This window comes from Leclercia sp. UBA7405, assembly GCF_037152215.1.
Lineage (GTDB): Bacteria > Pseudomonadota > Gammaproteobacteria > Enterobacterales > Enterobacteriaceae > Enterobacter > Enterobacter pneumoniae.
Genome location: NZ_JBBCMR010000002.1, coordinates 412,090 through 435,883 on the forward strand (window position 1 = coordinate 412,090; position 23,794 = coordinate 435,883).

Below are 23,794 nucleotides of genomic sequence, written 5' to 3' on the forward strand. Positions count from 1 at the left end.
TTAAGGTGAAATGACCATCTGGGATGGGCTGCCGACCGGGGTATAGTCCGGCTCGAAGCGGAGCTTGCCGTCCTGCGCCACGCGGAAACGGGTAATGTTATCGCTGCGCTGGTTCATGACGTACAGCCAGCGTCCCTGCTTATCAAGCGTGAGGGTGCGCGGATAATCACCCCGCGTCCAGACGTCGTCCTGATGCGTCAGCGTGCCATCGGCTGTTACGGTAAAGTGCCCGATGCTGTTATGCAATCGGTTAGCCACGTAGAGCTGCTTTCCATCAGCACTTAATGCCAGCCCGGCGGCAAAACTGGTGCCTTTGTAACCTTCCGGCAGGGCGGAGAGGGTTTTGCCCTCTTTGAGCTGGCCGTCGCTGTTCACCGCGTAATGGGTCAGCGTCGAGGCCTCTTCGTTAATCAACCACAGGGCATCGCCTTTTGGTGTGAAGACGAAGTGGCGCGGCCCGGCCCCTTTCGAGGAGGCGTTAATGAACGGCGGATCGTTGGGCGTCAGCTTGCCGGTTTGATCGTCAAAACGGTACTGGTAGATCCGATCCAGCCCCAGATCGGTGGAAAACACGTACTTCCCGCTCGGATCGGCGGCGATCATGTGGGCATGGGGACCATTGTGATCGCTAATGGCGAAGCTGCCCTCCACTGCCGCCTCGGGTTTGGCCGCGCCCGGTTCCCTGCTATCCTGGTGGGTATCCGTGGCCTCGCCCAGGCTGCCGTCCGCCTTCACCGGTAAAACGGCGATTGACCCGCTCACGTAGTTCGCCACCAGCAGATGCTGACCGTCCGGCGTCAGAGCGAGATAGACCGGCCCCGCGCCGCCGGAGGCCACCTGATTTAACTCGCTCAGCTCGCCGTTATCACCGATGCGCAGCGCCTGCACTACCCCCTGCTCCACCTCGCTTGCCAGATAGAGCGTTTTGCCGTCGTGCGAGACGGTCAGCTGCGCGGCGTTCGGCAGTTTGCTCACCAGCGTTTTGTTCGCGAGCGCGCCGGTTTGCGGGTCGAGGGTAAAGCGGTACAGCCCTTCACCGTTCGGGTTGTAGGTTCCCACCCAGGCGTACTGCGTCTGGGCGACGGCGGTAGTAGCGAGTAACGAGAGTGAAGCGACGAGCAGATTGCGGGTGTGCATGGTGGCTCCTTTGGGTTTGTGCGGTTTGTGCCCCTCACCCCGGCCCTCTCCCAAAGGGAGAGGGGGTAAAGGTTCCCTCTCCCTTTGGGAGAGGGTTAGGGTGAGGGGCAGTTTTTATTTCACCAGCTTCTTCGTCATCTCCAGCAGCGTGCGCACATCTTCCGGGCGCGTATCGCCGCTGGCTTTATCGATAATCGAACTGTAAATATGCGGAATGATCTTGCTCACGCCCGCGTCCAGGGCAATCTGCAGGATCGCTTCAAAGTTTTCCAGATCGATACCGCCGGTCGGCTCGAGCCAGAAGTCGTGACGGGCGCAGGCTTGCGCCACCGCCTGGTACTCATCGCGGCACTTCAGACCGCCCATCGGGAAGTATTTGATGGAGCTGCCGCCGAAATCTTTCAGCAGGGCAATGGCGGTTTCAACCGGGACGATCCCGTCCGGTGCCGCGCTGCTCAGCGGGCCGGTGGAGATCTTGACCATGCCGACGGTGCCGGTTGGCGAGACCAGGCCGTTTACCACGGACTCACTCTGCCCCAGCAGCGCACGGCTGGTGGCGACGCCGGTAAAGACCTGATTAACGTGCTGCGGCTGCACCTGACGGGAGATTTCGCTCACCATTGCAGACTGGTTCGGATCGCCCGCCCCCAGCCCCACGGAAAGCGCGTTATCGATAAGCGCGGCATACTCGCGCATGTCGGCGACCGCGCTGTCTACGTCCGGATAATTTTTGGAGAGCACGCCCACCAGAACGTGGCCTTCCGCCGCCTCGTAGATGGCGCTGGCGTTGGCTTTGGAGCCTGCCAGCACGTTCAGGCAGACACGGTCACGGTAAAAATTGGGGGTCAGTTTCATGCCTTTTTCTCCTGTCCTACTACTTCGCTAATGCGGCGGTACACAATATTCAGCTGGTCAGCATTCACGCTGCGCACGTCCGCCTCGATAATCCCTTCGTTGGCCTTGTAACCACGGAAGTAGATGGCGTATTCGCCCTGCTTCAGGGCGTGCACAAGGTCACCGGTGCCGACGCCGGTGGTGGCTTCGTCAAACTTAATTTCTGCGCGGGCGATATCACGTCCGGCGCTGTCCCAGACTACACGCGCCGTGACGCCGTTCAGGGTGTTAAGCGCATCGATAAACGGCGTCATCTTCGCCACCATCTCCGCCCCGCTCTCTTTGGTCGCCGTCAGGTAGTGTTCGATGGCGCAGGTCAGGCCGAGGATCCCCTCTTTACCCACCTTCATGGCGCGGCCAATGCCCGCCGTCTGGCGTTTCACCCACTCGACGTACTGGGTTTTGCCGATCACCAGGCCGCTGGTCGGGCCTTCGATTGCCTTCGCGCCGCTGTAGATCACCAGGTCCGCGCCGGAGCGGTAATAGACATGCAGATCTTCTTCCGCGGCGGCATCTACGATCAGCGGCAGATCGTGTTTACGGGCGACCACCGCCGCCTGCTCGACGCTGAGCATACTTTTCTGCACGCAGTGGTGAGATTTAATATAGAGGATCGCCGCCGTACGCGGGGTGATCGCCGCCGCCAGCTGGTCGGCAGAGCATTCGTTCGCGTAGCCGGCTTCCACCAGCTTGCCGCCGCCCAGCGCTACCATGGTGCCGACCGGCGCGCCGAAGTTGACGTTATGCCCTTTCGGCAGGACGATTTCATTGTTCTCAATCGGGGTGATGTGCAGGTTTTCCAGCAGCCAGTCGCTCTCTTTGACCAGCACCGCTGCCACGGATTGCGCGATACCCGCAGACGCACACGAAACCACCGTCGCCCCTTCCACGTCCAGCAGCTTTGCGATGTACTCCCCGGTTTTGTTCACCAGGTCTTTCATTTCGAAGTACTGATTCATGCCGTCCATCGCCGCCTGCACCACCTCCGGGCGCGGCGTGGAGACACCCAGCGCCGTCATACGGCCAGAGGTGTTGATAACCTGCTTTAAATTGTACTTTTCAAAAATCGAAGGCATGTTCCGTGCTCCCTTGTTCGGTCATGTAGCCCTTGCCCGCGCGGATGGCGGCAAGCGGCACCAGAATATGTTCAGCCTGCAGGCTGTCGTTTTCAGCATCGGTCAACAGCGTCGGCTGACGTTTAACGGTGAAGAGCGTCAGGTCGGCATCGAGACCCGGCTGAATGCGCCCTTTGCGCGTCAGGCGCAGGCCGTCGGCGGCGTTTTCGGTCACGCAGGCGATCACCTGCGGCAGCGACATGCCGATGGCGAGGAATTTCGACATCACGCTCGCCAGTGAGCCGACCGGACCGTTGATGCGGTTGCGGCAGTAGATATCCGAGCTGATGGTGTGCGGCAGAATGCCCATCGCGATGGCGCGTTTCGCCACTTCAAAGCTAAAGCTCGCCGTGCCGTGGCCGACGTCGAGTCGCACGCCGCGCTTCAGGGCGGCGGTGATAGACGCGCGCAGCTCACCGGAGGGGGTCAGAATGCGGTTCGGCTTGCCGTTGTAGCAGTGGGTGATGATATCGCCGCTGCTCAGCAGTTCGGCAATTTCATCGAGGTTCGGCGGGTTGTTGCCGATGTGCACCATCAGCGGCAGATCGCCGTTCTCTTTCTGAATGGCTTTCGCGCGCACCAGCGGCGTAATGCCGTTTTCACCCACCACGCTGCTGCTCATGCGCGCCTTCAGGCCGACGATAAAATCAGGGTGGCGTGTTACCGCCTCCTTTACCGCCCCGGCGTCGATATTCGCCATATTGGCGAGTTCATTTTGGGCGATCAGCCCAACGCGGGAGATGTTCAGCAGGGCAAAGACCTCGGTTGTGGCCTTGCGGGTAATCGCGTAGAAATCGTCAACGTCGTCGGCCCCGGTACTGCCTGCGTCTACCACGGAGGTGACGCCGGTGGCAATGCCAACGCTGTCCGGCTCGTCGTGGTAAATCGGGGAGTTCGGGTAGCAGTGAACGTGAGAATCGATCCATCCGGCGCTGACAAACACATCGCCGTTCAGCTCGACCGTTTTACGTGCGGGAGCGTCAATTTCGCCCAGCGCCGCGATTTTCCCGTCCTGAATGGCGATATCGGTCAGGGTATCGTCGGTAAGGCGCGCACGGCGCAGGAGTAAATCAAACATGCGTATCTCCTGAAGGAGCGGGCGCCGAAGCGCCCGCGGGTATTAAAGGGCGACCGGGAACAGCCAGCCCAACAGCATCGCACCGAGGATGGCGCCGCCGGTAATCGGCTTCTGCCAGATGTAAAACAGCAGTGCGCCCAGCAGAGAACCCACGCCGATCGGAATGGAGGCGGTCATGGCGCTGAGGATAATCAACGGCCCAAGGAAGCGGCCGGAGGCGTTACCCGCGCCCATCATCACGTCTGCGCCGTAGGTGGAGTTGCTCTGGTTGATGGTGAACTTACGCGCCAGAATGATGACGTAGCCAATCGCCAGGCCAATCACCAGACCGGTTATCAGGGCGGCGATAAAGTTGGTCACCGGGAACATAATCCCCGCGCCCAGCAGCAGCGCCGGTACACCCAGGCCTACGCCGGTCTGGATCGCCCCGCCGATATCCAGAATACCGACCAGCGACCCTTCAATGATGCGCGCGAACAGGAAGCTGGCGCCGAACGCGGCAACCGCGCCGTACACGCCGGTATCCATTCCCGCTTTCAGCATCGCCACGAAGGCCACTTCGTTAAAGGCGCCGATGCCGTACAGGTAGTACATGTGTGTCCCGGCGAAGACGCCGGAGGAGAGCAGGCCAACGAAGATCGGGAACGACCAGTCGGCATACCAAAAACCTTTATTCTGTTCCATATCGAGGCTCCTGTTATTTACCGCTGAGCGAGTTGTGGATCATGTCGAGCCAGTTCGGCACGGTCAGATGGAAGGATTCGATCATCTTCATGTCGAAGCCGCGGAAGAAGCCGCTCAGCACAAACAGCAGAACGATAGCCACCATCATCACTTTTGTGACGTGGTTCCAGCCGCTCTCTTCCACGCCTTTACCAATCAGGATGCCCAGCACCAGACCCGGTACGGCGTTACCCATGATCAGCTGCGCCGCGCCGCCAAACACGGTGGCCCAGAAGCCCGATTTTTTACCCGCGTCGATGGCCGCCAGCCAGAAGATCACCGGCATCACGGTATTCACCAGCAGGTTGGCCGCAGGGACCAGCACCTTCACGGCGGTGACCTGAAGCGCGGCGGGAACGGAAGAGGCGGTAAGGTTAAGGAAGGTCACGACGAGCATGCCGATCACGCCGCAGGCAATCGCCATTTTGCGTGGGTCGTGCAGCGTCTCGCCGACGTTACGGTTTTTGATCATCAGCGCAGCCGCGCCCCAGTTCGGGATGATGCGATGGTCAACGTCCTGCGTGAAGGAGCCTGCTGCGACGGAAGAGGCCCAGGCGTTAAAGAAGAAGCCTAACCCAAAGGAGAAGTGAGACGCCGGATCTCCTTCACAGGAGTTCAGTTCCCCCAACGTACGAAACGCGCCCATACCCTGTGTGGTAGGCGCATGAAACATGCGTGCAGCCCCGGCGCCTACGCCGACGCCAACCAGGCCGCCGATGATGAGCGATTTTATTAAAATTATCAGGAACATTAGTCTGCCCTATTAGTAAGAATCAGCGTTGCGTGACAAAGTCCACCTGGTCCAGATTGATGGCAGTCACGTTGACGGTCACATCCAGCTCCACGCTGTAGGTGCGTCTTTCCCGGCGCAGAAAGAAGAACAGAAACGCCTCTTTCCGCACCGCTTCTTGCGCCTGAACAACCTGCACGTCCTGTGGCTCAATACGCAGTAAGATATGCGGCGATGCTTTCATCACCGCGGCCTGAACGTGGTTCAGCGCGTCGGCAAAGGCGCGCGCTTTGGCCTCGCCCTTGCCTTTCACTCTCACCGTGGTGGTGAATTGCTCTTTCATGTTTATGCGCCGTGCTTCTTCTGCCACGCCTGAACCAGACGCTCGCCCAGCTCTTCTTTATCCATAAAGCCAAAGCCCAGTACGTTGCAGCCTTCGTTGATGGCGGTCACGCCCTCTTCCACGGAACGCATGCCGTATTTCGCTTTGTATCCATATTTGGTCTGCGCGGTGATCGCACCCGCACCGCCGCTGCCGCAGAAAGAGATCCCGAAGGTCGCGTTTTCCGCTTTCATGACATCGCCCAGCTTCATATCCGCCGCAACGCCCGGCACAACCACTGCACGACCGCCCGCTTTCTCTACACCTGCCGCCACTTTTTGGCCTTTACCCAGACGATCGCCAATAACCACAGTAATTTGTTCCATTGTGTTGCTCCTTAAAGGTTGTCTTTCGCGACTTCGAAGTGAACGGAGAGTAGCCAGGCCTCTTCATCAGGAAGGTTGCCAAACTGCGCTACCACTTCACGGGCAAGCCGCATTGAATCAGGTGAAATTTCATCAAACAGGTCTGCTTCGACCTCCGGCAAAGGTTCGCCGGTCACTGACCGGTGCGCCATGGCGCGAACGTGGGAGGTCAGCATCTGCTTTTGCACGTCATTGGGGATGATGGTGTGGCGGCCAAGCAGGGCAAAAACCTGCTCTAGCATGGTGTCAGCGAGCTGTTCAGTTTTCGCTGCCTGGTCCTCAACGTCGTTCATTACCGCTCCGTTTATCACTCGTCTTACCCCGTTAATGGCTCTGGAATAAAACTAACGTTGCAGGTGGAGAGTTTGTAGCGAGTTGTTTTCCACTTCGAAGTGGAAAGGCGGGCGGCACCAGTGATCTGTGCCACAGAAATGGGTGAACTGGAGATAAAACCCGGGGTTTACGTGATGCGCATCACGCTATTCAACGGGAGATAACGGAAAGCGAAGTGGAAAAGTTTACGAGCAGCCTCGTAGAAATGTGACGCAGATAAGGTTTTCTTATGGGGATGGGATAGAGTGGCTGCGGGTGCTTGAGACTGACCGTCTCAGGCAAGAGACGGAAAGTGGAAAGCCCCGCCTGACATAAAATCAGGGCGGGGGCCCGAAACATTACGTCCAACCACGTGACGTTTGCTACCTCGCCCGCATAAAAGCAAGGAGGCATCCATGAAACGCAGAGACCCCATTATCAGGGCTCTGATGATTATTTCTTTGACAATAATCATCTTAACACTGGCAACGAGGAAAACACTGTGCGAGATCGGTTTTCGTAACGGATCTTTCGAAGTGGTAGCGCGACTGGATTGTCGCTCCGGTAAGTAAGGAGCAAGCATGCGGAGGCGTTTCGCGCGCCTCCGCACACGGGGAGAAGACGTACAGCTCAGGCACCCATTTAACGGAATTTTTTGTGGTTCTCGTTGCGGGTGGCAGCAAACGCATCCGCAGCGGCCCGCGCCTCTTTCACTTTGCCTTCGTTAGCCAGCTTCAGTGCACCATCGATCTGACCGACCAGCGTCTCAAGACCCTGACGGTAATCTTTCATCTCTGCGCTATCGGGAGCTTTGTCTTCCAGCTTTGGCGGTGTCGCTTTCTGCGAATCGACCGCGGCGGCGCGCATCTTCGTTAATGCGGCTTTCATTTCATCCGCATTATCGGTTTTTTGCACCACTTTCAGATTTTCAGCGAGGGTATCCATGTTGTCTTCCAGATCGGCTGCGAAGACAGATGAACTCAACACCAGCGATGATGCCGCCAGGATAGCTAACAGGTTTTTACGCATTGCTCACTTCCTTTTTTTTGTTATTAAAAAAGCGCGCCAGGCGCGCTTGTTTTACTCACCAGCAATTTTCATCTCTGGTAACAGTACTGAACCACACTGAATATTGCTGCGTGTTTCGATATCGTTTCCGATCGTGACCATATTGCGCCACATATCTTTTAGATTTCCGGCGATGGTAATTTCGCTCACCGGGTACTGAATCTCGCCATTTTCTACCCAGAAACCGGCCGCGCCACGGGAGTAATCACCGGTAATACCGCTGACGCCCTGCCCCATCAGCTCGGTGACCACCAGCCCGGTGCCCATCTCTTTCAGCATCTGCTCGAAGCTCAGCCCCTGCCCTTCTATGCGCCAGTTATGAATGCCGCCCGCATGGCCGGTGCTTTTCAGCCCGAGTTTACGTGCCGAGTAGCTGGTGAGCAGCCACTGGGTGAGAATCCCCTCTTTGATGATATCGCGGCGTTCTGTGCGTACCCCTTCACTGTCGAACGGCGTTGAGGCCAGCCCTTTCAGCAGGTGTGGATGCTCTTCAATGGTGAGCCACTCCGGCAGGATCTGTTTGCCCAGCGAATCGAGGAGGAAAGTGGATTTGCGGTAGACCGCACCGCCGGCGATCGCCCCCACCAGGTGACCAAACAGACCGGTGGCGACTTCGTTGGCAAAGATCACCGGCGCTTTCATAGTAGAAAGTTTACGCGGCGCCAGGCGAGACAGCGTGCGGCGAGCGCACTCTTCACCGACCCATTCCGGCGTCTGTAAATCGCCGAAAGCCCGGCCAATGGTGTAGGCGTAGTCGCGCTCCATGTCGCCATTCTCTTCGGCAATCACGCAGCTCGACAGGGAGTGACGCGTCGAGCTATAGCCCTGCATCATGCCGTGGCTGTTGCCGAAAACTTTAATGCCGTAGTGGCTGTTAAAGCTGCCGCCTTCAGTATTGGTGATGCGTTTATCGGCTTTCAGCGAGGCCTGTTCGGCGCGGGCTGCCAGTTCGATCGCTTCGTCCGGCGAGATTTCTGCCGGGTGGAAGAGATCGAGATCCGGTGCATCAAAGGCCAGTAACTCTTTATCCGCGACGCCGGCGAAAGGATCCGGCGATGTGTAGCGGGCAATATCCAGCGCTGCCTGTACGGTACGGGCGATGGCGTCCGGACTCAGGTCGGTAGAGGAGGCGCTGCCTTTGCGGTTTTGATGATAAACGGTGATGCCCAGCGCACCATCACTATTAAATTCAACGTTTTCCACTTCACCATAGCGGGTGCTTACGCTGATGCCGGTGGTTTTGCTGACGGCGACTTCTGCCCCGTCGGATTTCCCTGAAGCCAGCTCCAGCGCCGTGGATACTGCGTCTTCCAGTGCTTTACGCTGCGCTGCAACTTGTGAGATCACTTTCATCGTAAATGCCATAATGTAAGGTGTAGTTAGCTGAAGTCTAACAGAGAACCGTTTCTCAGTACGCGTCTTAACTGGTAACATTAGCCTCTTTTTTTAAGGAGCCTGACATGACTAAGCAGCCCGACGACTGGCTCGACGACGTTCCCGGTGATGACATCGAAGACGAAGATGATGAGATCATCTGGGTCAGTAAAAGTGAAATTAAACGCGACGCCGAAGAGTTAAAACAGCTTGGCGCAGAAATGGTTGATCTGGGTAAGAACGCGCTGGATAAGATCCCGCTCGACCCGGACCTGCGTGCCGCCATTGAACTGGCACAAAAAATCAAAAAAGAAGGCCGTCGCCGCCAGCTGCAGCTGATTGGCAAAATGTTGCGCCAGCGCGACGTTGATCCTATCCGCCAGGCTCTTGATAAGCTGAAAAATCGCCACAACCAGCAGGTTGCCCTGTTCCATAAACTGGAGCAGATCCGCGATCGTTTGATTGAACAAGGTGATGACGCGGTACCGGAAGTTCTGAACCTGTGGCCGGAGGCGGATCGCCAGCAGTTGCGCTCGCTGATCCGTAACGCGAAGAAAGAGAAAGAAGGGAATAAGCCGCCGAAGTCTGCGCGTCTGATTTTCCAGTATCTGCGCGAGCTGGCCGAAAACGAAGAGTGATAAGCATTAAAGCGGTGCAGGCGTTTCCTGTACCGCTTTATTCACTGACTTAACGCATTTTTCCAATGAGTTGATATACCCAAAAATACAGAGATGAATTCAGATGTCTGAGTAGAATTCATCGTTGAAAGCCGCCAATAAAATCATCCTCTCTCCCTCTCGTCTAAATAATTTAAAAGAGCCAGCCTTGATATTTAAAAAACATATCTGCCAAACTTCGGGAAATAGCGACGGTCAGCGCTGCTGCAGAATAAATCCCTGACTTTTTTTAAAAGACCCAGACAACTTTTTTCATATATGGTTTATTGACAGGAAAATTAACGGAAGGATGAGAATGACCAGTAGTGTTTATTACCTCTTGCCTTACCATATAAAATAATATTAGTGCGCGTTATCCTTCCATAAAAATATTCTGTAGGCAATATAAACATAAGAACTCCTCATATAAATTCTGCACCACTATGCTTCATATTCATATTTCATACGTGAAATAAAATCACACACCTTCTCATCATGTTCATTTGTTGCTACCATTTTTCGGCAGATTACGGGGTATATTAAAAGACGCTCTGTAATTTGTGTTTTACTCAGGATGAAATAAATTATCAATGGAGATTAAAAATGCGTGAACTTAACGTTATGGAAATGCAGGTCGTCAGTGCTGCCGCAGGTGAATTAACCGCTGACCAGCGTTTCGAAGGGGCTGTCTGGGGGTTTTTTGACGGTATTTCCACCGGCGTGGCAGTAGGCGGCAAGGTCAGCGGTGCGGGTGGATTAGTCATAGGCGGTATCAACCAGGCCGTCAGTGCAGTCATTGGTGTCGTCTGCGGCGCACTGTTTGGCGTAGTCGGTGGATTTATGGTGGGTCGCGAAGCTATCGCTGAGACCTGGCATGACTATCGCGCGACCTTTGGGCCGGCGAGTCAGGCATTCGGTACTATATAAGCGCGTCTAGTTTTTCAGTGCACGGGGTCATCCCCGTGCATTTGGTTATCGTTGCTAAGATAAATGTCTAAATTAATATAAATTTTTCCACTTCATATTCATATTTCATTTGTGAAGCAATACTTACTCTCTTCTCATTCCTTGTAGTAGTTGTTAATCTTTTTGCCGCAAATTACCGGGTCCACTAAAAATGCTTTGTAATTTGTTTTTTACTCAGGAATAAATCAATTATTAATGGAGATCGAAAATGCGTGAACTTAATATTATGGAAATGCAGGTCGTCAGCGCCGCCGCGGCTGCATTAACCGCTGAACAGCGTTTCGAAGGGGCTGTCTGGGGTATTTTTGACGGCATTTCCACTGGCGTGGCCGTTGGCGGAAAAGTCAGTGGTGCCGGCGGATTAGTTGTGGGTGGCATCAACCAGGCGGTAACCGCGGTCATTGGTGTTGTCTGCGGCGCACTGTTTGGCGTTGTAGGTGGATTTATGATGGGCCGTGATGTTATTGCGGAAACGCTGCATGACTATCGCGCGACCTTTGGTCCGGCGGGTCAGGCATTTGGCTCAATTTAAGTCATTTATGATGACCCTGCCTGAGGCAGGGTCATTTTTACCGTGACTTACTCAGCGGACGCCTTCTTCGCCAGCCCGTCCAGCAGCTTCTGATGGATCCCACCGAACCCGCCGTTGCTCATCACCAGAATGTGATCGCCCGGCTGCGCGGTTTTCACCACCATCTCTGCCAGGGTATCCACATCCGCGCTCCAGTGCGCTGGCTGAATGCAGGCGTCGGCCACTTCCGCGACCTGCCACGGAATATGCTGCGGCTGCAACAGGAACACCTCATCGGCACGGCCTAACGACGGTGCGAGATCGTCTTTGCAGATCCCCATCTTCATGGTGTTAGAGCGAGGCTCCAGCACCGCCAGAATACGCGCGGTACCGCCAACCTTGCCGCGCAGGGCTGCCAGCGTCGCCAGGATCGCGGTTGGGTGATGCGCGAAATCGTCATAGACCGTCACGCCATTGGCTTCGCCGCGCAATTCAAGGCGACGACGGGCATTCACGAAGGAACCCAGCGCGTTCGCCGCATCCGCAGGCAGTACACCCACGTGGCGAGCGGCGGCAATCGCCATCAGGCCATTGTGCATGTTGTGTTCGCCAACCAGGCCCCACTTCACTGCGCCCACTTTTTCGCCGTCGAGCAGCACTTCCCACTCGGAGGCGTCGGTGGTCAGCTTTTTCGCCTGCCATTTGCCCTGCTCGCCAACCAGTTCTTGCTCGCTCCAGCAGCCCATCGCCAGCGTCTGCTTCAGGTTGATATCGCTCTCCGGCGAGATGATACGTCCCTGCCCCGGCACGATGCGCACCAGATGGTGGAACTGCTTCTGAATCGCTTTCAGGTCGTCGAAAATATCCGCGTGATCGAACTCAAGGTTATTGAGGATCAGGGTACGCGGGCAGTAGTGAACAAACTTAGAGCGCTTATCAAAGAACGCGCAGTCATATTCATCCGCTTCGATCACAAAGAACGGGCTCTCGCCCAGGCGGGCAGAAACGTCGAAATTACCCGGCACACCGCCGATCACAAAGCCCGGCTTGTAGCCGCAGGCTTCCAGAATCCAGGTCGCCATCCCGGCGGTGGTGGTTTTGCCATGTGTACCGGCAACGGCCACTACCCAGCGATCGCGCAGCACGAAGTCGTGTAGCCATTGCGGCCCTGACATGTAAGGAATGTTGCGTTCCAGCACGGCTTCAACGCAGGGGTTACCGCGCGTCATGGCATTACCAATGATCACCAGATCCGGCTGCGGATCGAGCTGGCTGGCATCATAGCCCTGAATGAGATCAATGCCCTGCTTCTCCAGAAGCGTGCTCATCGGCGGATACACATTGGCGTCCGAACCCGTCACTTCATGGCCAAGCGAGCGCGCCAGCATGGCCAGTCCGCCCATGAAAGTGCCACAAATCCCCAATATATGAATGCGCATACGTCACTATCCTTCTTCAATGTGGCGCACATTTTACTCATATGTCTAACAGGTGAGAAACGCATTTCAGGTAAATCTGTAATTTGCTGGCGCGATTCACCTCTGCGCTACTATTTGAATATTTGTTAAGATTGTTGGAGTTTTACCGCTTTATCATCATCCGATCGCTTTACTCAACATATGATGCAGGGAAAGTGTTATGAAAACGTTAGGTGAATTTATTGTCGAAAAGCAGCACGAGTTCTCTCATGCTACTGGTGAGCTCACTGCTTTGTTGTCGGCAATAAAGCTGGGCGCCAAGATCATCCATCGCGATATCAACAAGGCCGGTCTGGTCGATATCCTGGGTGCCAGCGGTGCTGAAAACGTTCAGGGCGAGGTTCAACAGAAACTTGATCTGTTCGCGAACGAAAAACTGAAAGCTGCACTGCGCGCGCGCGACATCGTGGCGGGTATCGCCTCTGAAGAAGAAGACGAGATCGTGGTCTTCGAAGGGTGTGAACACGCAAAATATGTCGTGCTGATGGATCCGCTGGATGGTTCCTCCAACATCGACGTTAACGTCTCCGTCGGGACGATCTTCTCTATTTATCGTCGCGTGACCCCGGTAGGCACTCCGGTCACCGAAGAGGATTTCCTGCAGCCGGGCAATCGCCAGGTGGCCGCAGGCTATGTGGTTTACGGCTCCTCCACCATGCTGGTCTACACCACCGGCTGCGGTGTGCACGCCTTTACCTACGACCCGTCTCTGGGCGTGTTCTGTCTCTGCCAGGAGCGTATGCGCTTCCCGCAGAAAGGCAGCACCTACTCCATCAACGAAGGGAACTACATTAAATTCCCGAACGGCGTGAAGAAGTACATTAAGTTCTGCCAGGAAGAGGATAAAGCGACGCAGCGTCCTTATACCTCGCGCTATATCGGTTCTCTGGTGGCGGATTTCCACCGCAACCTGCTGAAGGGCGGGATTTACCTCTACCCAAGCACTGCCAGCCATCCGGAAGGGAAACTGCGTCTGCTGTATGAGTGCAACCCGATGGCCTTCCTCGCAGAGCAGGCGGGCGGTAAGGCCAGCGATGGCAAAGAGCGTATTCTGGATATTCAACCCGAGAGTCTGCACCAGCGTCGCTCGTTCTTCGTGGGTAATGACCATATGGTTGACGATGTTGAACGCTTTATTCGGGAATTCCCGGACGCGTAACGCAGAATGTTAAAAGGGGCGACAGCCCCTTTATTTGTCAGCACCCCGCGCGATTTCTTTCGCGCGCAATAAACAGATACTTCCTTGATTACCCTGTAAAAGAAACACAACGCGCTTTGCGTTGAGTGAATTCTTCACGTCGATTTATATTTTAACCAGTATAAATACATATAAAAATCTCGCTATTATTACGGGTAACTTCCCCGCATTATTGCCCCGGTAAATACGCTTTGTTGGAACCGGCTGCTAATGAAAAATCTCTCACGCTCATCGACGGGTATCGATCTGAATTTAATTCCTGTTTTTATCGAAGTGGTTCGCTGCGGCAGCATGGCGAAGGCCTCATTACGGTTAAAAATGTCCCGCCCTGCGGTAAGCCTGGCATTAAAACGGTTTGGCTTGCTGTTTAGCGAGCCGCTGTTCACGCGCAAAGGGCTGTTTCTGGAACCGACCGCGGAAGCGCTGCGCCTGACCAACGAACTGGAGAAATTGCTGAGCCTGATTCACCAGAATCTGGCGGGGGAAGTGGCAACTGTAGAGGGCGTTCCGCCGCCTGTCGCGGCGGAACGCCTGCGTACTATGCCTGCTGCATCGACAGTTTAAAGGATGACATCGCTTCGATAAGTTCGCGGGACTGCTCTTCCAGCGAGCGCGTCGCCGCAGAGGATTGCTGCACCAGCGCCGCATTTTGTTGTGCGGTTTCATCCATCTGGCTAACGGCAATATTGACCTGCTCGATGCCCCGGCTCTGCTCCTGCGAAGCACTGGCGATTTCGCGCATCAGCTTTGTCATTCGCATCACTTCGTTGGCAATCTCATCCATGGTCTCGCCCGCCTGCTGCGCCAGCTCGCTGCCCTCGTTCACGTGTGATTGAGAATCGCTAATAAGCAAGCGGATCTCTTTGGCAGCATCGGCGCTACGGCTCGCCAGATTGCGTACTTCCCCCGCCACGACCGCAAAGCCCCGACCCTGCTCACCCGCGCGAGCCGCTTCCACCGAGGCGTTCAGCGCCAGGATATTGGTCTGGAATGCGATACCGTCAATAACGCTAAGAATATCGGCGATACGGTCAGAACTGCCGGCGATATCGCGCATCTTCTCAATTACATAACAGACCATCTCACTACCGCGGTCAGCGGTATCGGAGACGGTCTGCGCCAGCTGGTGGGCCTGATCGGCATTATCGGCATTTTGCCGCACCGTGGCGGTGATCTCTTCCATACTGGCCGCCGTCTGCTCCAGCGAGGTCGCGGTCGATTCGGTCCGCTGTGCCAGGTGGTTGTTGCCCGCAGTCAGTTCGCGGCTGCCGGTATCAATCTGCGCACTGGCATCGCGCACCCGCAGTACCGACTCCATCAGGGACTGACGCATTATTTCGATGGCAGCATTCAGGCGGTTAATCTCCTGGCTGGCCGGGGCATTCAGGGCGTGGGTCAGATCGCCTGCCGCCACATGCTCCAGCTGGGCAATTGAGCTGGAGAGGGGTTTCAGCAGCATATGACGCAATGCCAGCCAGGCCAGCACGATAATGCCCGCCGTCAGCAGCGCGGCTACGATGATGAGGATTATCACCCGATTTTTACTGGCCTGCACCGCCGCCACTTCAGCTTTGCCGCGGGTTTCGCTCCAGGCCTGAAAAGCCTGCATGTCGTTATTAAACTGACGCGCCACCGGTACCAGACTGTTTTCCAGCAGATCGTAGTAAGCATCGGCGCTCTGCTCATTCAGCGCAGCCTGCATCGGGGCGATCCCCTTCTCTTTATAGGCAGCAAAGCTCACTGCAACGCGCTTTAATAGCGCGTCACCCTGCGGATCGGTCACGCCACCGTCGATCACGGCTTTTAATGTTTTCTGTGCCTGGGCGAATTCAGCGTTGATGTTCTTCACCGATTTGGCGGCATCATCCAGTAACCCCACCTCCATCATGCGAACCGCCTGACCCGCTTCGTTGCGCGCGCGCAGGATCAGGGTGTAGCCCGCGTTCAGCTGGACTAGCTGTTCACCCTGTAGGTGGTTGATGCGCTGCAAAGAGGAGGAACTCTGTGTGAGGGCATAAATGCCAATACCGCTGACAAGCAGCAGCAGAAGGGTCATAACGGCCAGTAACGAAAGCAAGCCGGTACGAATCGATAGCGTTTTAAGCATGATGTTATTTCCGGTAGCGAGATATATCTGGACAGAAAGAAAGGTTATCGGCCGCTACCGGAAAAAGTTTATACTTTGCGCAAATTCAGCAGGTTACTGCCTGGTTCCTGGGGTGCCCACCCGGGTCACTGGTGAGCTCTGGCGGTTCTCCCAGAGTACGGTCAGGCCACGCTGCAGAGCGATAAAGACAAACAGCAGAATGCCAATCGCAATCTTGGTCCACCACGAACTCAGGGTGCCGTCGAAGTTGATATAGGTCTGGATCAGCCCCTGGATTGCCACGCCAAACAACGTCCCCAGTACCGTCCCGACACCGCCGCTCAAGAGCGTACCGCCGATAACGACAGAGGCAATGGCGTCCAGTTCCACCCCAACCCCCGCCAGCGCGTAGCCCGCCTGGGTATAAATGGAGAAGACGATCCCCGCCAGCGTCGCCAGCCCGGTAGAGAGCATATAGATACGAATGGTGGTGCTACGGGTGGAGATCCCCATCAGGTTGGCTGAGGTCGCGCTACCGCCAATGGCATAAACTTCGTTACCAAAGCGGGTCCGGTGCGCGAGGAAGATCCCGATCACCACCACCCCCAGCATCACCAGGCCCAGAATGCTGAGCCGTCCGCCGCCGGGGATTTTCCACGCCAGGCTGGAGAGGGTGTCATAGATCGGGTGGTTAATGGGAATCGACTCTTCAGAGACCAGATAACTGACGCCGCGCAGGAAGAACATCCCCGCCAGGGTGATGATAAAGGCCGGGATTTTCAGGGCGTCGATCAGCAGCCCCATAAAAGCGCCGAAGGCACAGCCCATGATCAGCACCAGTGGGAACGCCAGCAGCGGTGAGATCCCCCAGAAGCCGATCGCCTTGGCGAGAAAGACGCCGGTGAAGGCGATCACCGAGCCGACCGAAAGATCAATCCCGCCGGAGAGGATCACAAAGGTCATCCCCACTGCAATAATGCCAAGAAACGCATTATCCGTCAGGATGTTGCAAATGACCCGCGTAGAGGCAAAGCCGGGGAATTGCGTCAGGCAGTAGAGATACCCCAGCACAAAGACGCCGAGGGTGATCATTAGCGGTAAGTTACGTTTTATCATGACCACGCATCCCCTTAATTATACTGATAAAGCGCGGTGACTGGACGATCAGCACGCAGAGCACGACCACCGCTTTCACCACCTGATTGAGCTCCGGCGGGAATCCTGACAGCAGGATCCCGGTGTTCATCCCCTGAATAATCAGTGCACCAATTACCGACAGCAGCAGGTTAAAGCGCCCGCCCATCAGCGAGCCGCCGCCAATGACCACCGCCAGAATGGCGTCCAGCTCCAGCCAGAGGCCGGCGTTATTCGCATCGGCGCCGCGTATATCTGCCGCGACAATCACCCCGGCAATGGCTGCACAGACGCCGCTCAGCACGTACGTCAGCATCACCATCAGGCGGGTACTGACCCCGGCGTTTTTTGCGGCGCGAATGTTAATCCCCACCGCTTCGATAAACATGCCGAGGGCCGTTTTGCGGGTAAAGAGCCAGAAGGCGATCAGCGTGACCACCACAATGATCACCGGAGTCGGGAAGAAGAGCAGCGAGCCGCTGCCGATCCAGGCCAGGTTCGGTGCATTAAAGGTGACGATCTGCCCGGAGGTGATCAACTGCGCCACTCCGCGTCCGGCCACCATCAAGATTAAGGTTGCCACGAAGGGCTGGATTTTGAGGATCGCCACCAGCACACCGTTCCATAGCCCTGCCAGCACGCCGGTGCCCAGCGTCACCAGCAGCACCACCGGCAGGCTATGTCCGGCCACCGTCATTGAGGCGGCGGTCGCGCCCGCGATCGCCATCACCGCCCCGACCGACAGGTCAATGCCGCCGGTGGCGATCACCAGCGTCATCCCGATGGCCAGCAGCGCCACCGGCGCGGCGCGGTTTAAAATATCAATCGGGCTGCCGAACAGACGGCCATCCTGCAACACAATCTGAAAGAAATGCGGCGCCACAAGGCTATCGACCACCAATACCAGCAGGAGCGCGATAATTTGCGGCATGCCGGTGGGCCAGGAAAAACGGCGTTTGGGCTGCCCGGTTTGGGGGACTGTACGAGACATCACGCTGGTCTCCTTATGCCGCGATGGCATTCATAATTGCCGGAACGGAAAGCGCATCCAGCGGGATCTCTGCCACCTGCTTGCGATCGCGCATAATGATGACGCGATCGGCGTAACCCACCAGCTCCTCCAGTTCGGACGAGATGACCAGCAGCGCCAGCCCGTCGGCACACAGGGTTTCGATCAGGCGAATGATCTCCGCATGCGCCCCCACGTCGATGCCACGCGTGGGCTCATCGAGGATCAGGAATTGCGGTTTGGTGAGAAGCCAGCGGGAGAGCAGCACTTTTTGCTGATTACCGCCGGAGAGGAATTCAATGGGCTGCTCGGCGCTGGGGGTGCGGATCCCTAGCTGGCGGATAAAGCGCTCGGCAATGGCGTTCTGCTCTTTACGCGGGATCGGGCGCAGCCAGCCGCGCTGGGCCTGTAGCGCCAGAATGATATTTTCCCGTACCGAGGCGGCGGCAATAATGCCGTCGGTTTTACGATCTTCCGGGCAGAAGCCAATCCCCAGACAGGAGGCGTGATGGGGAGATCGCAAGGTCTGCGGCTTGCCCTTGATCAGGGCCGTACCGCTATCGGCAGGCTTAATGCCAAAAATCACTTCAGCGGTTTCGGTGCGCCCGGAGCCTAACAGCCCCGCCAGGCCGACGATCTCACCGGGACGAACCTCCAGATCGAACGGCGCAATGGTCCCTTTTTTACCGTAGTCCTTAAATGCCGCCACGGGTTTATCGCTTAACAGCGTGCGGCCCGCGCGTTGTAACGCATGGGTGTCGAGCTCGCGCCCCAGCATCATTTTTACCAGCTCGATCTGCGGCAGCTCGCGGGTTTCGCGGCAACCGACAAAGCTCCCGTTACGCAGCACGGTGATGCGGTCGCTCACCGCATACACCTGGTCGAGGAAGTGGGTGACGAAAATCAGGCTCACCCCTTGGTCGCGCAGCTGGCGCATCAGGGTGAAGAGCATTTCGACCTCCTGGGTATCCAGGCTGGCGGTGGGCTCGTCGAGGATCAGTACCTTCGCCGAGAGGTCGATAGCACGGCAGATGGCGACGATTTGCTGCATCGCCACGGAAAAGCGGTTGAGCGGCTCGCGCACGTCGAGCGAGAAGCCATAAGATTCCATCAGCCGGGTGGCGCGCGCCTCCATCTCTTTGCGGCGTAGCAGGCCAAAGCGTCTGGGTTCCCGACCAATAAACAGATTATCGGCCACCGACATGTTCGGCAGCAGATTCACCTCCTGGTAGACCGTGCCAATCCCCAGCTGCTGGGCATGGGCCGTATTTTTCGGAGAGATGGCGTTCCCTTCCAGCCAGATGGTACCCCGGTCGGCATGATAGACCCCGGTCAGCGCCTTGATGAGGGTCGATTTGCCGGCGCCGTTTTCACCCAGCAGCGCCATGATCTCCCCGCGACGCAGACTAAAGTCGACGCCATCCAGCGCTTTGACGCCGGGGAAGTATTTACAGAGCCCCTCAGTGCGAAGGATTTCCTGATGTTGGTCAGTTGTCATAGTGTTCTCTCACCCTCTCCCCAACGGGGGAGAGGGAAGTAAAGACTCAATAGCCCATATTTTTCTTTTTCTCTAACTCTTCTTTTGCAGTATCAGGCAGATAGAGAGTGGACTTGGTGATGGTGACTTTTTCTGGCAGAGTGCCGTCTTTCTTGAATTTTTCCAGCGCGTCGAATGCCGGACCCGCCATGTTCGGCGTCAGCTCGACGCTGGCATTGGCTTCACCGTCGATCATCGCTTTATAGATATCCGGTACGCCGTCGATGGAGCCGGTGAGGATATCTTTACCTGGCTTCAGACCCGCCTCTTTGATGGCCTGAATAGCCCCGATCACCATGTCATCGTTATGGGCGTAAACCATGCAGATGTTCTTGCCGTTGTTTTCCGCTTTGATAAAGCTCTCCATGACCTCTTTACCTTTACTACGGGTAAAGTCGCCGGACTGAGAGCGGATGATTTTAATGTTTGGCGCTTTGGCGATGGCCTCGGCGAAGCCCTTCTTACGATCAATGGCGACGCTGGCACCCACGGTCCCCTGCAGCTCCACTACGTTACAGGGCTTGCCGTTGACCTCTTTGATCAGCCATTCGCCTATTAATTGTCCTTCCAGAACGTTGTTGGCGGTGACGGTGGTCATATAGAGAGATTTGTCTTTGACGTCCACTGATCGGTCGAGCAAGAAGACCGGAATTTCAGCGTCTTTTGCCTCTTTCAAAACCGGTTCCCAGCCGGTCGCCACCACCGGCGCGATGAAGATGGCGTCAACGCCCTGCGCGATAAACGAACGCACAGCTTTGATCTGGTTTTCCTGCTTTTGCTGGCCGTCGGCAACCTTCAGCGTAATGCCGCGTTTCTCCGCCTCGCTTTTGGCGACGCTGGTCTCAGCGGCGCGCCAGCCGGACTCAGAGCCGACCTGCGAGAATCCTACGGTTAAAGGGGCGGCCATTGCCATAGACGACATGGCTGCCGAAACTGCTGTGACGAGAAGTAAGCGCTTCCACATAAGAACGTCCTCGTAGGGTAGTTTATTGTTGGGTAAAAGGTGTTCTGCGAACAAACTATAGCCAATGGCAGGTGTTACAGATTGCGTTACATCACACTTCGGAAAAGTGAATAAAACGTTAATCACAAGTTTGTAATCGCTTTCATCGAACCATTAAAAATGCGGCTGAGTTTATGGACATTCCTGTCATGAGAAGAGGCTGAAAAGGGCCCTGAGCAGGCAGAAGAGACAAAAACAGGAAAAGACATTCAGCGTGAGTTGGCTATAATACTCGCCACTTGTTTGCCAATCATTTTATAGGACACAGACATGAGCTTACTCAACGTCCCTGCGGGTAAAGAACTGCCAGAAGACATCTATGTAGTTATCGAAATCCCGGCTAACGCCGATCCGATCAAATACGAAATCGACAAAGACACCGGCGCACTGTTTGTTGACCGTTTCATGTCTACCGCGATGTTCTATCCGTGCAACTACGGCTACATCAATAACACCCTGTCTCTGGATGGTGACCCGGTTGACGTTCTGGTCCCTACGCCGTACCCACTGCAGCCAGGCTCAGTGATTCGCTGCCGTCCGGTTGGCGTACTGAAAATGACTGACGAAGCGGGCGAAGATGCGAAGCTGGTTGCCGTACCGCACACCAAACTGAGCAAAGAGTACGATCACATTAAAGATGTGAACGACCTGCCAGAGCTGCTGAAAGCGCAGATCTCCCACTTCTTCGAGCACTACAAAGATCTCGAGAAAGGCAAATGGGTTAAAGTTGACGGCTGGGACAACGCAGAAGCGGCGAAAGCTGAGATCGTTGCCTCCTTCGAGCGCGCAGCGAAGAAGTAATGCTTTCCTGATTATAAGACCCCGATACGTCGGGGTTTTTTTTGCCTGTATACCTGAGCCTCGCCTCTGCCCCCCCGCCAAAGTGAAATGTCACGAAATTGTCACAAAGCACTTTTCCCTATCAGTATTAATTAGATAGCGCTTTCCCCCTGCCCTAATGCCGGGTTACTGCCATAAAGTCTGCCTGAGGCGGGTCGATATCTTCGGGACGTGATCGCGATCGCTTTATTACCTACAGGGAATCCCCGCTACAGATGAAACTCAACACACTCACCATCGGCCAACGACTGGGGCTGCTGGCCTCGCTGCTCCTGCTTGCGACGCTATTTATCGGTTTGCGTGGGCTGGCGATAAACAGCAACAGCCTGACGCAGAATGAACAGATTATGACGATGGAACAGACCATTACCGAGAGCATTGATACCGCGCGTAATGCGCAGGTGCAGTTCAAGATCCAGGTTCAGGAGTGGAAGAACACTCTGCTGCGCGGCGCTCAGGGACAGGAGGCGTTCGATAAATATAAAGCGGCCTTTATTCGCGAGAGCCAGAACACCCAGGCGCTCTTAACGCACCTGAGCGAACTGCTGCCGAAAATCGGGATGGATAACCAGCAGGTGCTGGCGACACGGGCGATCCACGCCGGGCTGCAGCAGCAGTATCTGTCGGCGCTGAACACCTATCGGGTGGGTGATGTGACCAGCGCACAGGAGGTGGATAAACAGGTGACCGGCATTGACCGCGAGCCGACAAAAAGGATCGACGAGGTGGTTGCCCAAACGCTGGCCCACGCAAAAGCGCTCCACCAGCACACCATTGCCCAGAACCAGGCGCGCTTTCAGGAGACGCGCTGGATGCTCCTGCTGGCCATGGCGTTGACGCTCGCGGCGGGGCTGCTGGTAACCTGGTGGCTGATTCGCAGTATTACCCGCCCGCTGGCACAGGCGGTGAGCATTGCCCGCACCGTGGCGGCCGGCGATTTGCAGTCACGCTTTACCATTGCCGGTCGCGATGAGACCGCCGAACTGATGCGCGCACTGCAGGAGATGAACGTCAATCTGACGCGCATTGTCTCTGGGGTGCGTAGCGGCACCGAGACCATTGCCACCGCCTCGGCACAAATTGCCAGCGGTAGCCATGAGCTCTCTTCGCGAAATGAAGCCCAGGCCAGCGCGCTGGAACAGACAGCCGCCTCGATGGAGGAGTTGACGTCGGTGGTGAAGAGCAACGCGGAGAATTCGCAGACTGCCAGCGATCTCGCCCGTAGCGCCCATCAGGTAGCCCGGCAGGGTGAGCAAGCGGTGGAACGCGCGGTACAGACCATGAACGAGATTCATAACTTCTCTAGCGAAATCAATACCATTATTAGCATGATCGACAGTATCGCCTTCCAGACCAATATTCTGGCGCTGAACGCCGCCGTCGAAGCCGCCCGTGCCGGTAGCGAAGGGCGAGGCTTTGCGGTGGTGGCGGCCGAAGTGCGCGCCCTGGCGCAACGCTCCGCGGCTGCGGCGAAAGAGATTCGGGTGTTGATCGACCGCTCGGTCAGTCGCATCGACGAAGGGAACGGTCAGGTGAAAGAGGCCGGCGCGGCAATGGCAGATATCCTGCACAGCGTGAGTAAAGTGAGCGAGCTGATCGAGGCGATTTCTCATGCCAGCCACGAACAGAGCACCGGAATCGACCAGGTCAACGTGGCAGTCACCCATATGGACACCGCCACGCAGCAGAATGCGACGCTCTCGCAGGAGTCCTCAGCCGCGGCCAGAGCCATGCACCGCCAGGCGGAGCAGCTGCTGGACACGGTGCAGATCTTTAAGCTGCGCCAGGAAGGGAATTAAAAAAACAACGCCACCCGAGGGTGGCGTTGTTCATTTCAATCTTCAAGCGGGGTCAGTACTGATCTCTGTCTAACCAATTGCCGCTTTCAATCAGCGTTAAGCCTTCGACCGGACGTTGGTACACGTACATCCATGCACTCCCGTATGGCGTCTGGATTAACTGGCGTGCATATTCACCGCCCCTGGTGCGCAAGGCATCAAGTTCGGCTAGCGTGGCATTATCAATGCGGTAGACCTCACCTTGTACCGTTCCGTTTCCCGGAACCGCGCCTGGATAGTGGCCCAGACTGTACAACTGGTAGTTCTCGACATTGTAATTACCCAGCAACTGGGCGTTGGTCATCCAGTGGCTGTTGCCTTGCTTGGTTCGTAAACTGCCGTAGACAAATATTCGCATTG

The 23,794-nt window shown here is 56.3% G+C and carries 26 protein-coding genes; 8 read left to right on the forward strand and 18 right to left on the reverse strand.

Annotated features, from left to right (window positions below; all coding sequences use genetic code 11):
- From WFN75_RS14200 to WFN75_RS14240, 9 genes are all read right to left on the reverse strand, one after another.
- A complete protein-coding gene (locus WFN75_RS14200) occupies positions 1-1,137 on the reverse strand; it encodes a lactonase family protein (RefSeq protein WP_336996380.1) in 1,137 nt (378 codons plus the stop codon).
- Between the two features lie 114 nt (positions 1,138-1,251).
- Positions 1,252-1,992, reverse strand: a complete 741-nt coding sequence (gene dagF, locus WFN75_RS14205; RefSeq protein WP_286808370.1) for a 2-dehydro-3-deoxy-phosphogluconate aldolase — start codon at positions 1,990-1,992, stop codon at positions 1,252-1,254.
- Positions 1,989-3,107, reverse strand: a complete 1,119-nt coding sequence (locus tag WFN75_RS14210; RefSeq protein ID WP_336996381.1) for a DgaE family pyridoxal phosphate-dependent ammonia lyase — start codon at positions 3,105-3,107, stop codon at positions 1,989-1,991. The genes dagF and WFN75_RS14210 overlap by 4 nt, the downstream gene beginning before the upstream one ends.
- On the reverse strand, positions 3,091-4,224 hold the full coding sequence (locus tag WFN75_RS14215) for an amidohydrolase/deacetylase family metallohydrolase (protein WP_336996382.1): 1,134 nt from the start codon (positions 4,222-4,224) through the stop codon (positions 3,091-3,093). The genes WFN75_RS14210 and WFN75_RS14215 overlap by 17 nt, the downstream gene beginning before the upstream one ends.
- 42 nt (positions 4,225-4,266) lie before the next feature.
- Positions 4,267-4,908 (reverse strand): DUF4310 family protein, encoded by a 642-nt coding sequence (locus WFN75_RS14220; protein WP_006179056.1) that lies wholly within the window; start codon positions 4,906-4,908, stop codon positions 4,267-4,269.
- A gap of 13 nt (positions 4,909-4,921) precedes the next feature.
- Positions 4,922-5,698: a DUF4311 domain-containing protein gene (locus WFN75_RS14225; protein ID WP_040077439.1), complete on the reverse strand. Its 777-nt coding sequence runs from the start codon at positions 5,696-5,698 to the stop codon at positions 4,922-4,924.
- A gap of 22 nt (positions 5,699-5,720) precedes the next feature.
- A complete protein-coding gene (locus WFN75_RS14230; RefSeq protein ID WP_040077441.1) occupies positions 5,721-6,020 on the reverse strand; it encodes a DUF4312 family protein in 300 nt (99 codons plus the stop codon).
- A 2-nt stretch (positions 6,021-6,022) separates the two neighbouring features.
- Positions 6,023-6,385, reverse strand: a complete 363-nt coding sequence (locus tag WFN75_RS14235; protein WP_002437459.1) for an SFCGS family glycine-rich protein — start codon at positions 6,383-6,385, stop codon at positions 6,023-6,025.
- 11 nt (positions 6,386-6,396) lie between these two features.
- Positions 6,397-6,735, reverse strand: a complete 339-nt coding sequence (locus WFN75_RS14240; RefSeq protein ID WP_154298914.1) for a PRD domain-containing protein — start codon at positions 6,733-6,735, stop codon at positions 6,397-6,399.
- A 450-nt stretch (positions 6,736-7,185) separates the two neighbouring features.
- Here WFN75_RS14240 and WFN75_RS14245 point away from each other — a divergent pair, with 450 nt between their 5' ends.
- On the forward strand, positions 7,186-7,308 hold the full coding sequence (locus tag WFN75_RS14245; RefSeq protein ID WP_233803611.1) for a Hok/Gef family protein: 123 nt from the start codon (positions 7,186-7,188) through the stop codon (positions 7,306-7,308).
- Positions 7,309-7,378: 70 nt separating this feature from the next.
- On the opposite strand, the gene cybC is transcribed toward WFN75_RS14245, so the two are convergent.
- Together cybC and pmbA are read right to left on the reverse strand one after the other, a co-directional pair.
- Complete coding sequence (gene cybC, locus WFN75_RS14250) at positions 7,379-7,765, reverse strand: cytochrome b562 (RefSeq protein WP_040077446.1); 387 nt, start codon at positions 7,763-7,765, stop codon at positions 7,379-7,381.
- Positions 7,766-7,816: 51 nt separating this feature from the next.
- Positions 7,817-9,169: a metalloprotease PmbA gene (gene pmbA / locus WFN75_RS14255; RefSeq protein ID WP_040077447.1), complete on the reverse strand. Its 1,353-nt coding sequence runs from the start codon at positions 9,167-9,169 to the stop codon at positions 7,817-7,819.
- A gap of 95 nt (positions 9,170-9,264) precedes the next feature.
- Between pmbA and yjgA the strand changes: the two genes are divergently transcribed.
- From yjgA to WFN75_RS14270, 3 genes are all read left to right on the forward strand, one after another.
- Positions 9,265-9,816, forward strand: coding sequence for a ribosome biogenesis factor YjgA (yjgA, locus tag WFN75_RS14260; RefSeq protein ID WP_040077448.1), 552 nt, complete (start codon positions 9,265-9,267; stop codon positions 9,814-9,816).
- A 621-nt stretch (positions 9,817-10,437) separates the two neighbouring features.
- A complete protein-coding gene (locus WFN75_RS14265) occupies positions 10,438-10,761 on the forward strand; it encodes a DUF5862 family protein (RefSeq protein ID WP_212478333.1) in 324 nt (107 codons plus the stop codon).
- A gap of 247 nt (positions 10,762-11,008) precedes the next feature.
- Positions 11,009-11,332 (forward strand): DUF5862 family protein, encoded by a 324-nt coding sequence (locus tag WFN75_RS14270; RefSeq protein ID WP_212478334.1) that lies wholly within the window; start codon positions 11,009-11,011, stop codon positions 11,330-11,332.
- A 47-nt stretch (positions 11,333-11,379) separates the two neighbouring features.
- Here the strand turns inward: WFN75_RS14270 and mpl are convergent, their stop codons facing one another.
- The gene (gene mpl / locus WFN75_RS14275) at positions 11,380-12,750 is read right to left on the reverse strand and encodes a UDP-N-acetylmuramate:L-alanyl-gamma-D-glutamyl-meso-diaminopimelate ligase (protein WP_336996383.1); all 1,371 of its coding nucleotides are present in this window, start codon (positions 12,748-12,750) and stop codon (positions 11,380-11,382) included.
- 199 nt (positions 12,751-12,949) lie between these two features.
- On the opposite strand from mpl, the gene fbp reads away from it, so the two are divergent.
- Together fbp and WFN75_RS14285 are read left to right on the forward strand one after the other, a co-directional pair.
- Positions 12,950-13,948: a class 1 fructose-bisphosphatase gene (gene fbp, locus WFN75_RS14280; RefSeq protein WP_040077452.1), complete on the forward strand. Its 999-nt coding sequence runs from the start codon at positions 12,950-12,952 to the stop codon at positions 13,946-13,948.
- A 249-nt stretch (positions 13,949-14,197) separates the two neighbouring features.
- Positions 14,198-14,551 (forward strand): LysR family transcriptional regulator, encoded by a 354-nt coding sequence (locus WFN75_RS14285; protein WP_052452801.1) that lies wholly within the window; start codon positions 14,198-14,200, stop codon positions 14,549-14,551.
- On the opposite strand, the gene WFN75_RS14290 is transcribed toward WFN75_RS14285, so the two are convergent.
- The 5 genes from WFN75_RS14290 to ytfQ form a co-directional block, all read right to left on the reverse strand.
- Positions 14,526-16,094: a methyl-accepting chemotaxis protein gene (locus tag WFN75_RS14290; RefSeq protein ID WP_336996384.1), complete on the reverse strand. Its 1,569-nt coding sequence runs from the start codon at positions 16,092-16,094 to the stop codon at positions 14,526-14,528. The genes WFN75_RS14285 and WFN75_RS14290 overlap by 26 nt on opposite strands.
- A 93-nt stretch (positions 16,095-16,187) precedes the next feature.
- Complete coding sequence (gene yjfF, locus WFN75_RS14295; RefSeq protein WP_046886415.1) at positions 16,188-17,189, reverse strand: galactofuranose ABC transporter, permease protein YjfF; 1,002 nt, start codon at positions 17,187-17,189, stop codon at positions 16,188-16,190.
- Positions 17,176-18,198 carry a galactofuranose ABC transporter, ATP-binding protein YtfT gene (ytfT, locus tag WFN75_RS14300; protein WP_040077455.1) on the reverse strand — a complete coding sequence of 341 codons (1,023 nt, stop codon included), beginning with the start codon at positions 18,196-18,198 and terminating at the stop codon, positions 17,176-17,178. Before ytfT ends, yjfF begins: the two co-directional genes overlap by 14 nt.
- A gap of 13 nt (positions 18,199-18,211) precedes the next feature.
- Positions 18,212-19,714, reverse strand: coding sequence for a galactofuranose ABC transporter, ATP-binding protein YtfR (ytfR, locus tag WFN75_RS14305; protein ID WP_040077456.1), 1,503 nt, complete (start codon positions 19,712-19,714; stop codon positions 18,212-18,214).
- 46 nt (positions 19,715-19,760) lie between these two features.
- Positions 19,761-20,717, reverse strand: a complete 957-nt coding sequence (ytfQ, locus tag WFN75_RS14310) for a galactofuranose ABC transporter substrate-binding protein YtfQ (RefSeq protein ID WP_046886414.1) — start codon at positions 20,715-20,717, stop codon at positions 19,761-19,763.
- Between the two features lie 309 nt (positions 20,718-21,026).
- Here ytfQ and ppa point away from each other — a divergent pair, with 309 nt between their 5' ends.
- Together ppa and WFN75_RS14320 are read left to right on the forward strand one after the other, a co-directional pair.
- Complete coding sequence (ppa, locus tag WFN75_RS14315) at positions 21,027-21,557, forward strand: inorganic diphosphatase (protein ID WP_040077459.1); 531 nt, start codon at positions 21,027-21,029, stop codon at positions 21,555-21,557.
- Between the two features lie 254 nt (positions 21,558-21,811).
- Positions 21,812-23,395 carry a methyl-accepting chemotaxis protein gene (locus tag WFN75_RS14320; RefSeq protein ID WP_336996385.1) on the forward strand — a complete coding sequence of 528 codons (1,584 nt, stop codon included), beginning with the start codon at positions 21,812-21,814 and terminating at the stop codon, positions 23,393-23,395.
- Positions 23,396-23,447: 52 nt separating this feature from the next.
- On the opposite strand, the gene WFN75_RS14325 is transcribed toward WFN75_RS14320, so the two are convergent.
- Complete coding sequence (locus WFN75_RS14325) at positions 23,448-23,792, reverse strand: gamma-glutamylcyclotransferase family protein (protein WP_040077463.1); 345 nt, start codon at positions 23,790-23,792, stop codon at positions 23,448-23,450.
- Positions 23,793-23,794: the final 2 nt, after the last annotated feature.

Coding starts and splice junctions, on each gene's coding strand:
- WFN75_RS14200 (WP_336996380.1), bottom strand. CDS start 1,137: ATGCACACCCGCAATCTGCTCGTCGCTTCACTCTCGTTACTCGCTACT.
- dagF (WP_286808370.1), bottom strand. CDS start 1,992: ATGAAACTGACCCCCAATTTTTACCGTGACCGTGTCTGCCTGAACGTG.
- WFN75_RS14210 (WP_336996381.1), bottom strand. CDS start 3,107: ATGCCTTCGATTTTTGAAAAGTACAATTTAAAGCAGGTTATCAACACC.
- WFN75_RS14215 (WP_336996382.1), bottom strand. CDS start 4,224: ATGTTTGATTTACTCCTGCGCCGTGCGCGCCTTACCGACGATACCCTG.
- WFN75_RS14220 (WP_006179056.1), bottom strand. CDS start 4,908: ATGGAACAGAATAAAGGTTTTTGGTATGCCGACTGGTCGTTCCCGATC.
- WFN75_RS14225 (WP_040077439.1), bottom strand. CDS start 5,698: ATGTTCCTGATAATTTTAATAAAATCGCTCATCATCGGCGGCCTGGTT.
- WFN75_RS14230 (WP_040077441.1), bottom strand. CDS start 6,020: ATGAAAGAGCAATTCACCACCACGGTGAGAGTGAAAGGCAAGGGCGAG.
- WFN75_RS14235 (WP_002437459.1), bottom strand. CDS start 6,385: ATGGAACAAATTACTGTGGTTATTGGCGATCGTCTGGGTAAAGGCCAA.
- WFN75_RS14245 (WP_233803611.1), top strand. CDS start 7,186: ATGATTATTTCTTTGACAATAATCATCTTAACACTGGCAACGAGGAAA.
- cybC (WP_040077446.1), bottom strand. CDS start 7,765: ATGCGTAAAAACCTGTTAGCTATCCTGGCGGCATCATCGCTGGTGTTG.
- pmbA (WP_040077447.1), bottom strand. CDS start 9,169: ATGGCATTTACGATGAAAGTGATCTCACAAGTTGCAGCGCAGCGTAAA.
- yjgA (WP_040077448.1), top strand. CDS start 9,265: ATGACTAAGCAGCCCGACGACTGGCTCGACGACGTTCCCGGTGATGAC.
- WFN75_RS14265 (WP_212478333.1), top strand. CDS start 10,438: ATGCGTGAACTTAACGTTATGGAAATGCAGGTCGTCAGTGCTGCCGCA.
- WFN75_RS14270 (WP_212478334.1), top strand. CDS start 11,009: ATGCGTGAACTTAATATTATGGAAATGCAGGTCGTCAGCGCCGCCGCG.
- mpl (WP_336996383.1), bottom strand. CDS start 12,750: ATGCGCATTCATATATTGGGGATTTGTGGCACTTTCATGGGCGGACTG.
- fbp (WP_040077452.1), top strand. CDS start 12,950: ATGAAAACGTTAGGTGAATTTATTGTCGAAAAGCAGCACGAGTTCTCT.
- WFN75_RS14285 (WP_052452801.1), top strand. CDS start 14,198: ATGAAAAATCTCTCACGCTCATCGACGGGTATCGATCTGAATTTAATT.
- WFN75_RS14290 (WP_336996384.1), bottom strand. CDS start 16,094: ATGCTTAAAACGCTATCGATTCGTACCGGCTTGCTTTCGTTACTGGCC.
- yjfF (WP_046886415.1), bottom strand. CDS start 17,189: ATGATAAAACGTAACTTACCGCTAATGATCACCCTCGGCGTCTTTGTG.
- ytfT (WP_040077455.1), bottom strand. CDS start 18,198: ATGTCTCGTACAGTCCCCCAAACCGGGCAGCCCAAACGCCGTTTTTCC.
- ytfR (WP_040077456.1), bottom strand. CDS start 19,714: ATGACAACTGACCAACATCAGGAAATCCTTCGCACTGAGGGGCTCTGT.
- ytfQ (WP_046886414.1), bottom strand. CDS start 20,717: ATGTGGAAGCGCTTACTTCTCGTCACAGCAGTTTCGGCAGCCATGTCG.
- ppa (WP_040077459.1), top strand. CDS start 21,027: ATGAGCTTACTCAACGTCCCTGCGGGTAAAGAACTGCCAGAAGACATC.
- WFN75_RS14320 (WP_336996385.1), top strand. CDS start 21,812: ATGAAACTCAACACACTCACCATCGGCCAACGACTGGGGCTGCTGGCC.
- WFN75_RS14325 (WP_040077463.1), bottom strand. CDS start 23,792: ATGCGAATATTTGTCTACGGCAGTTTACGAACCAAGCAAGGCAACAGC.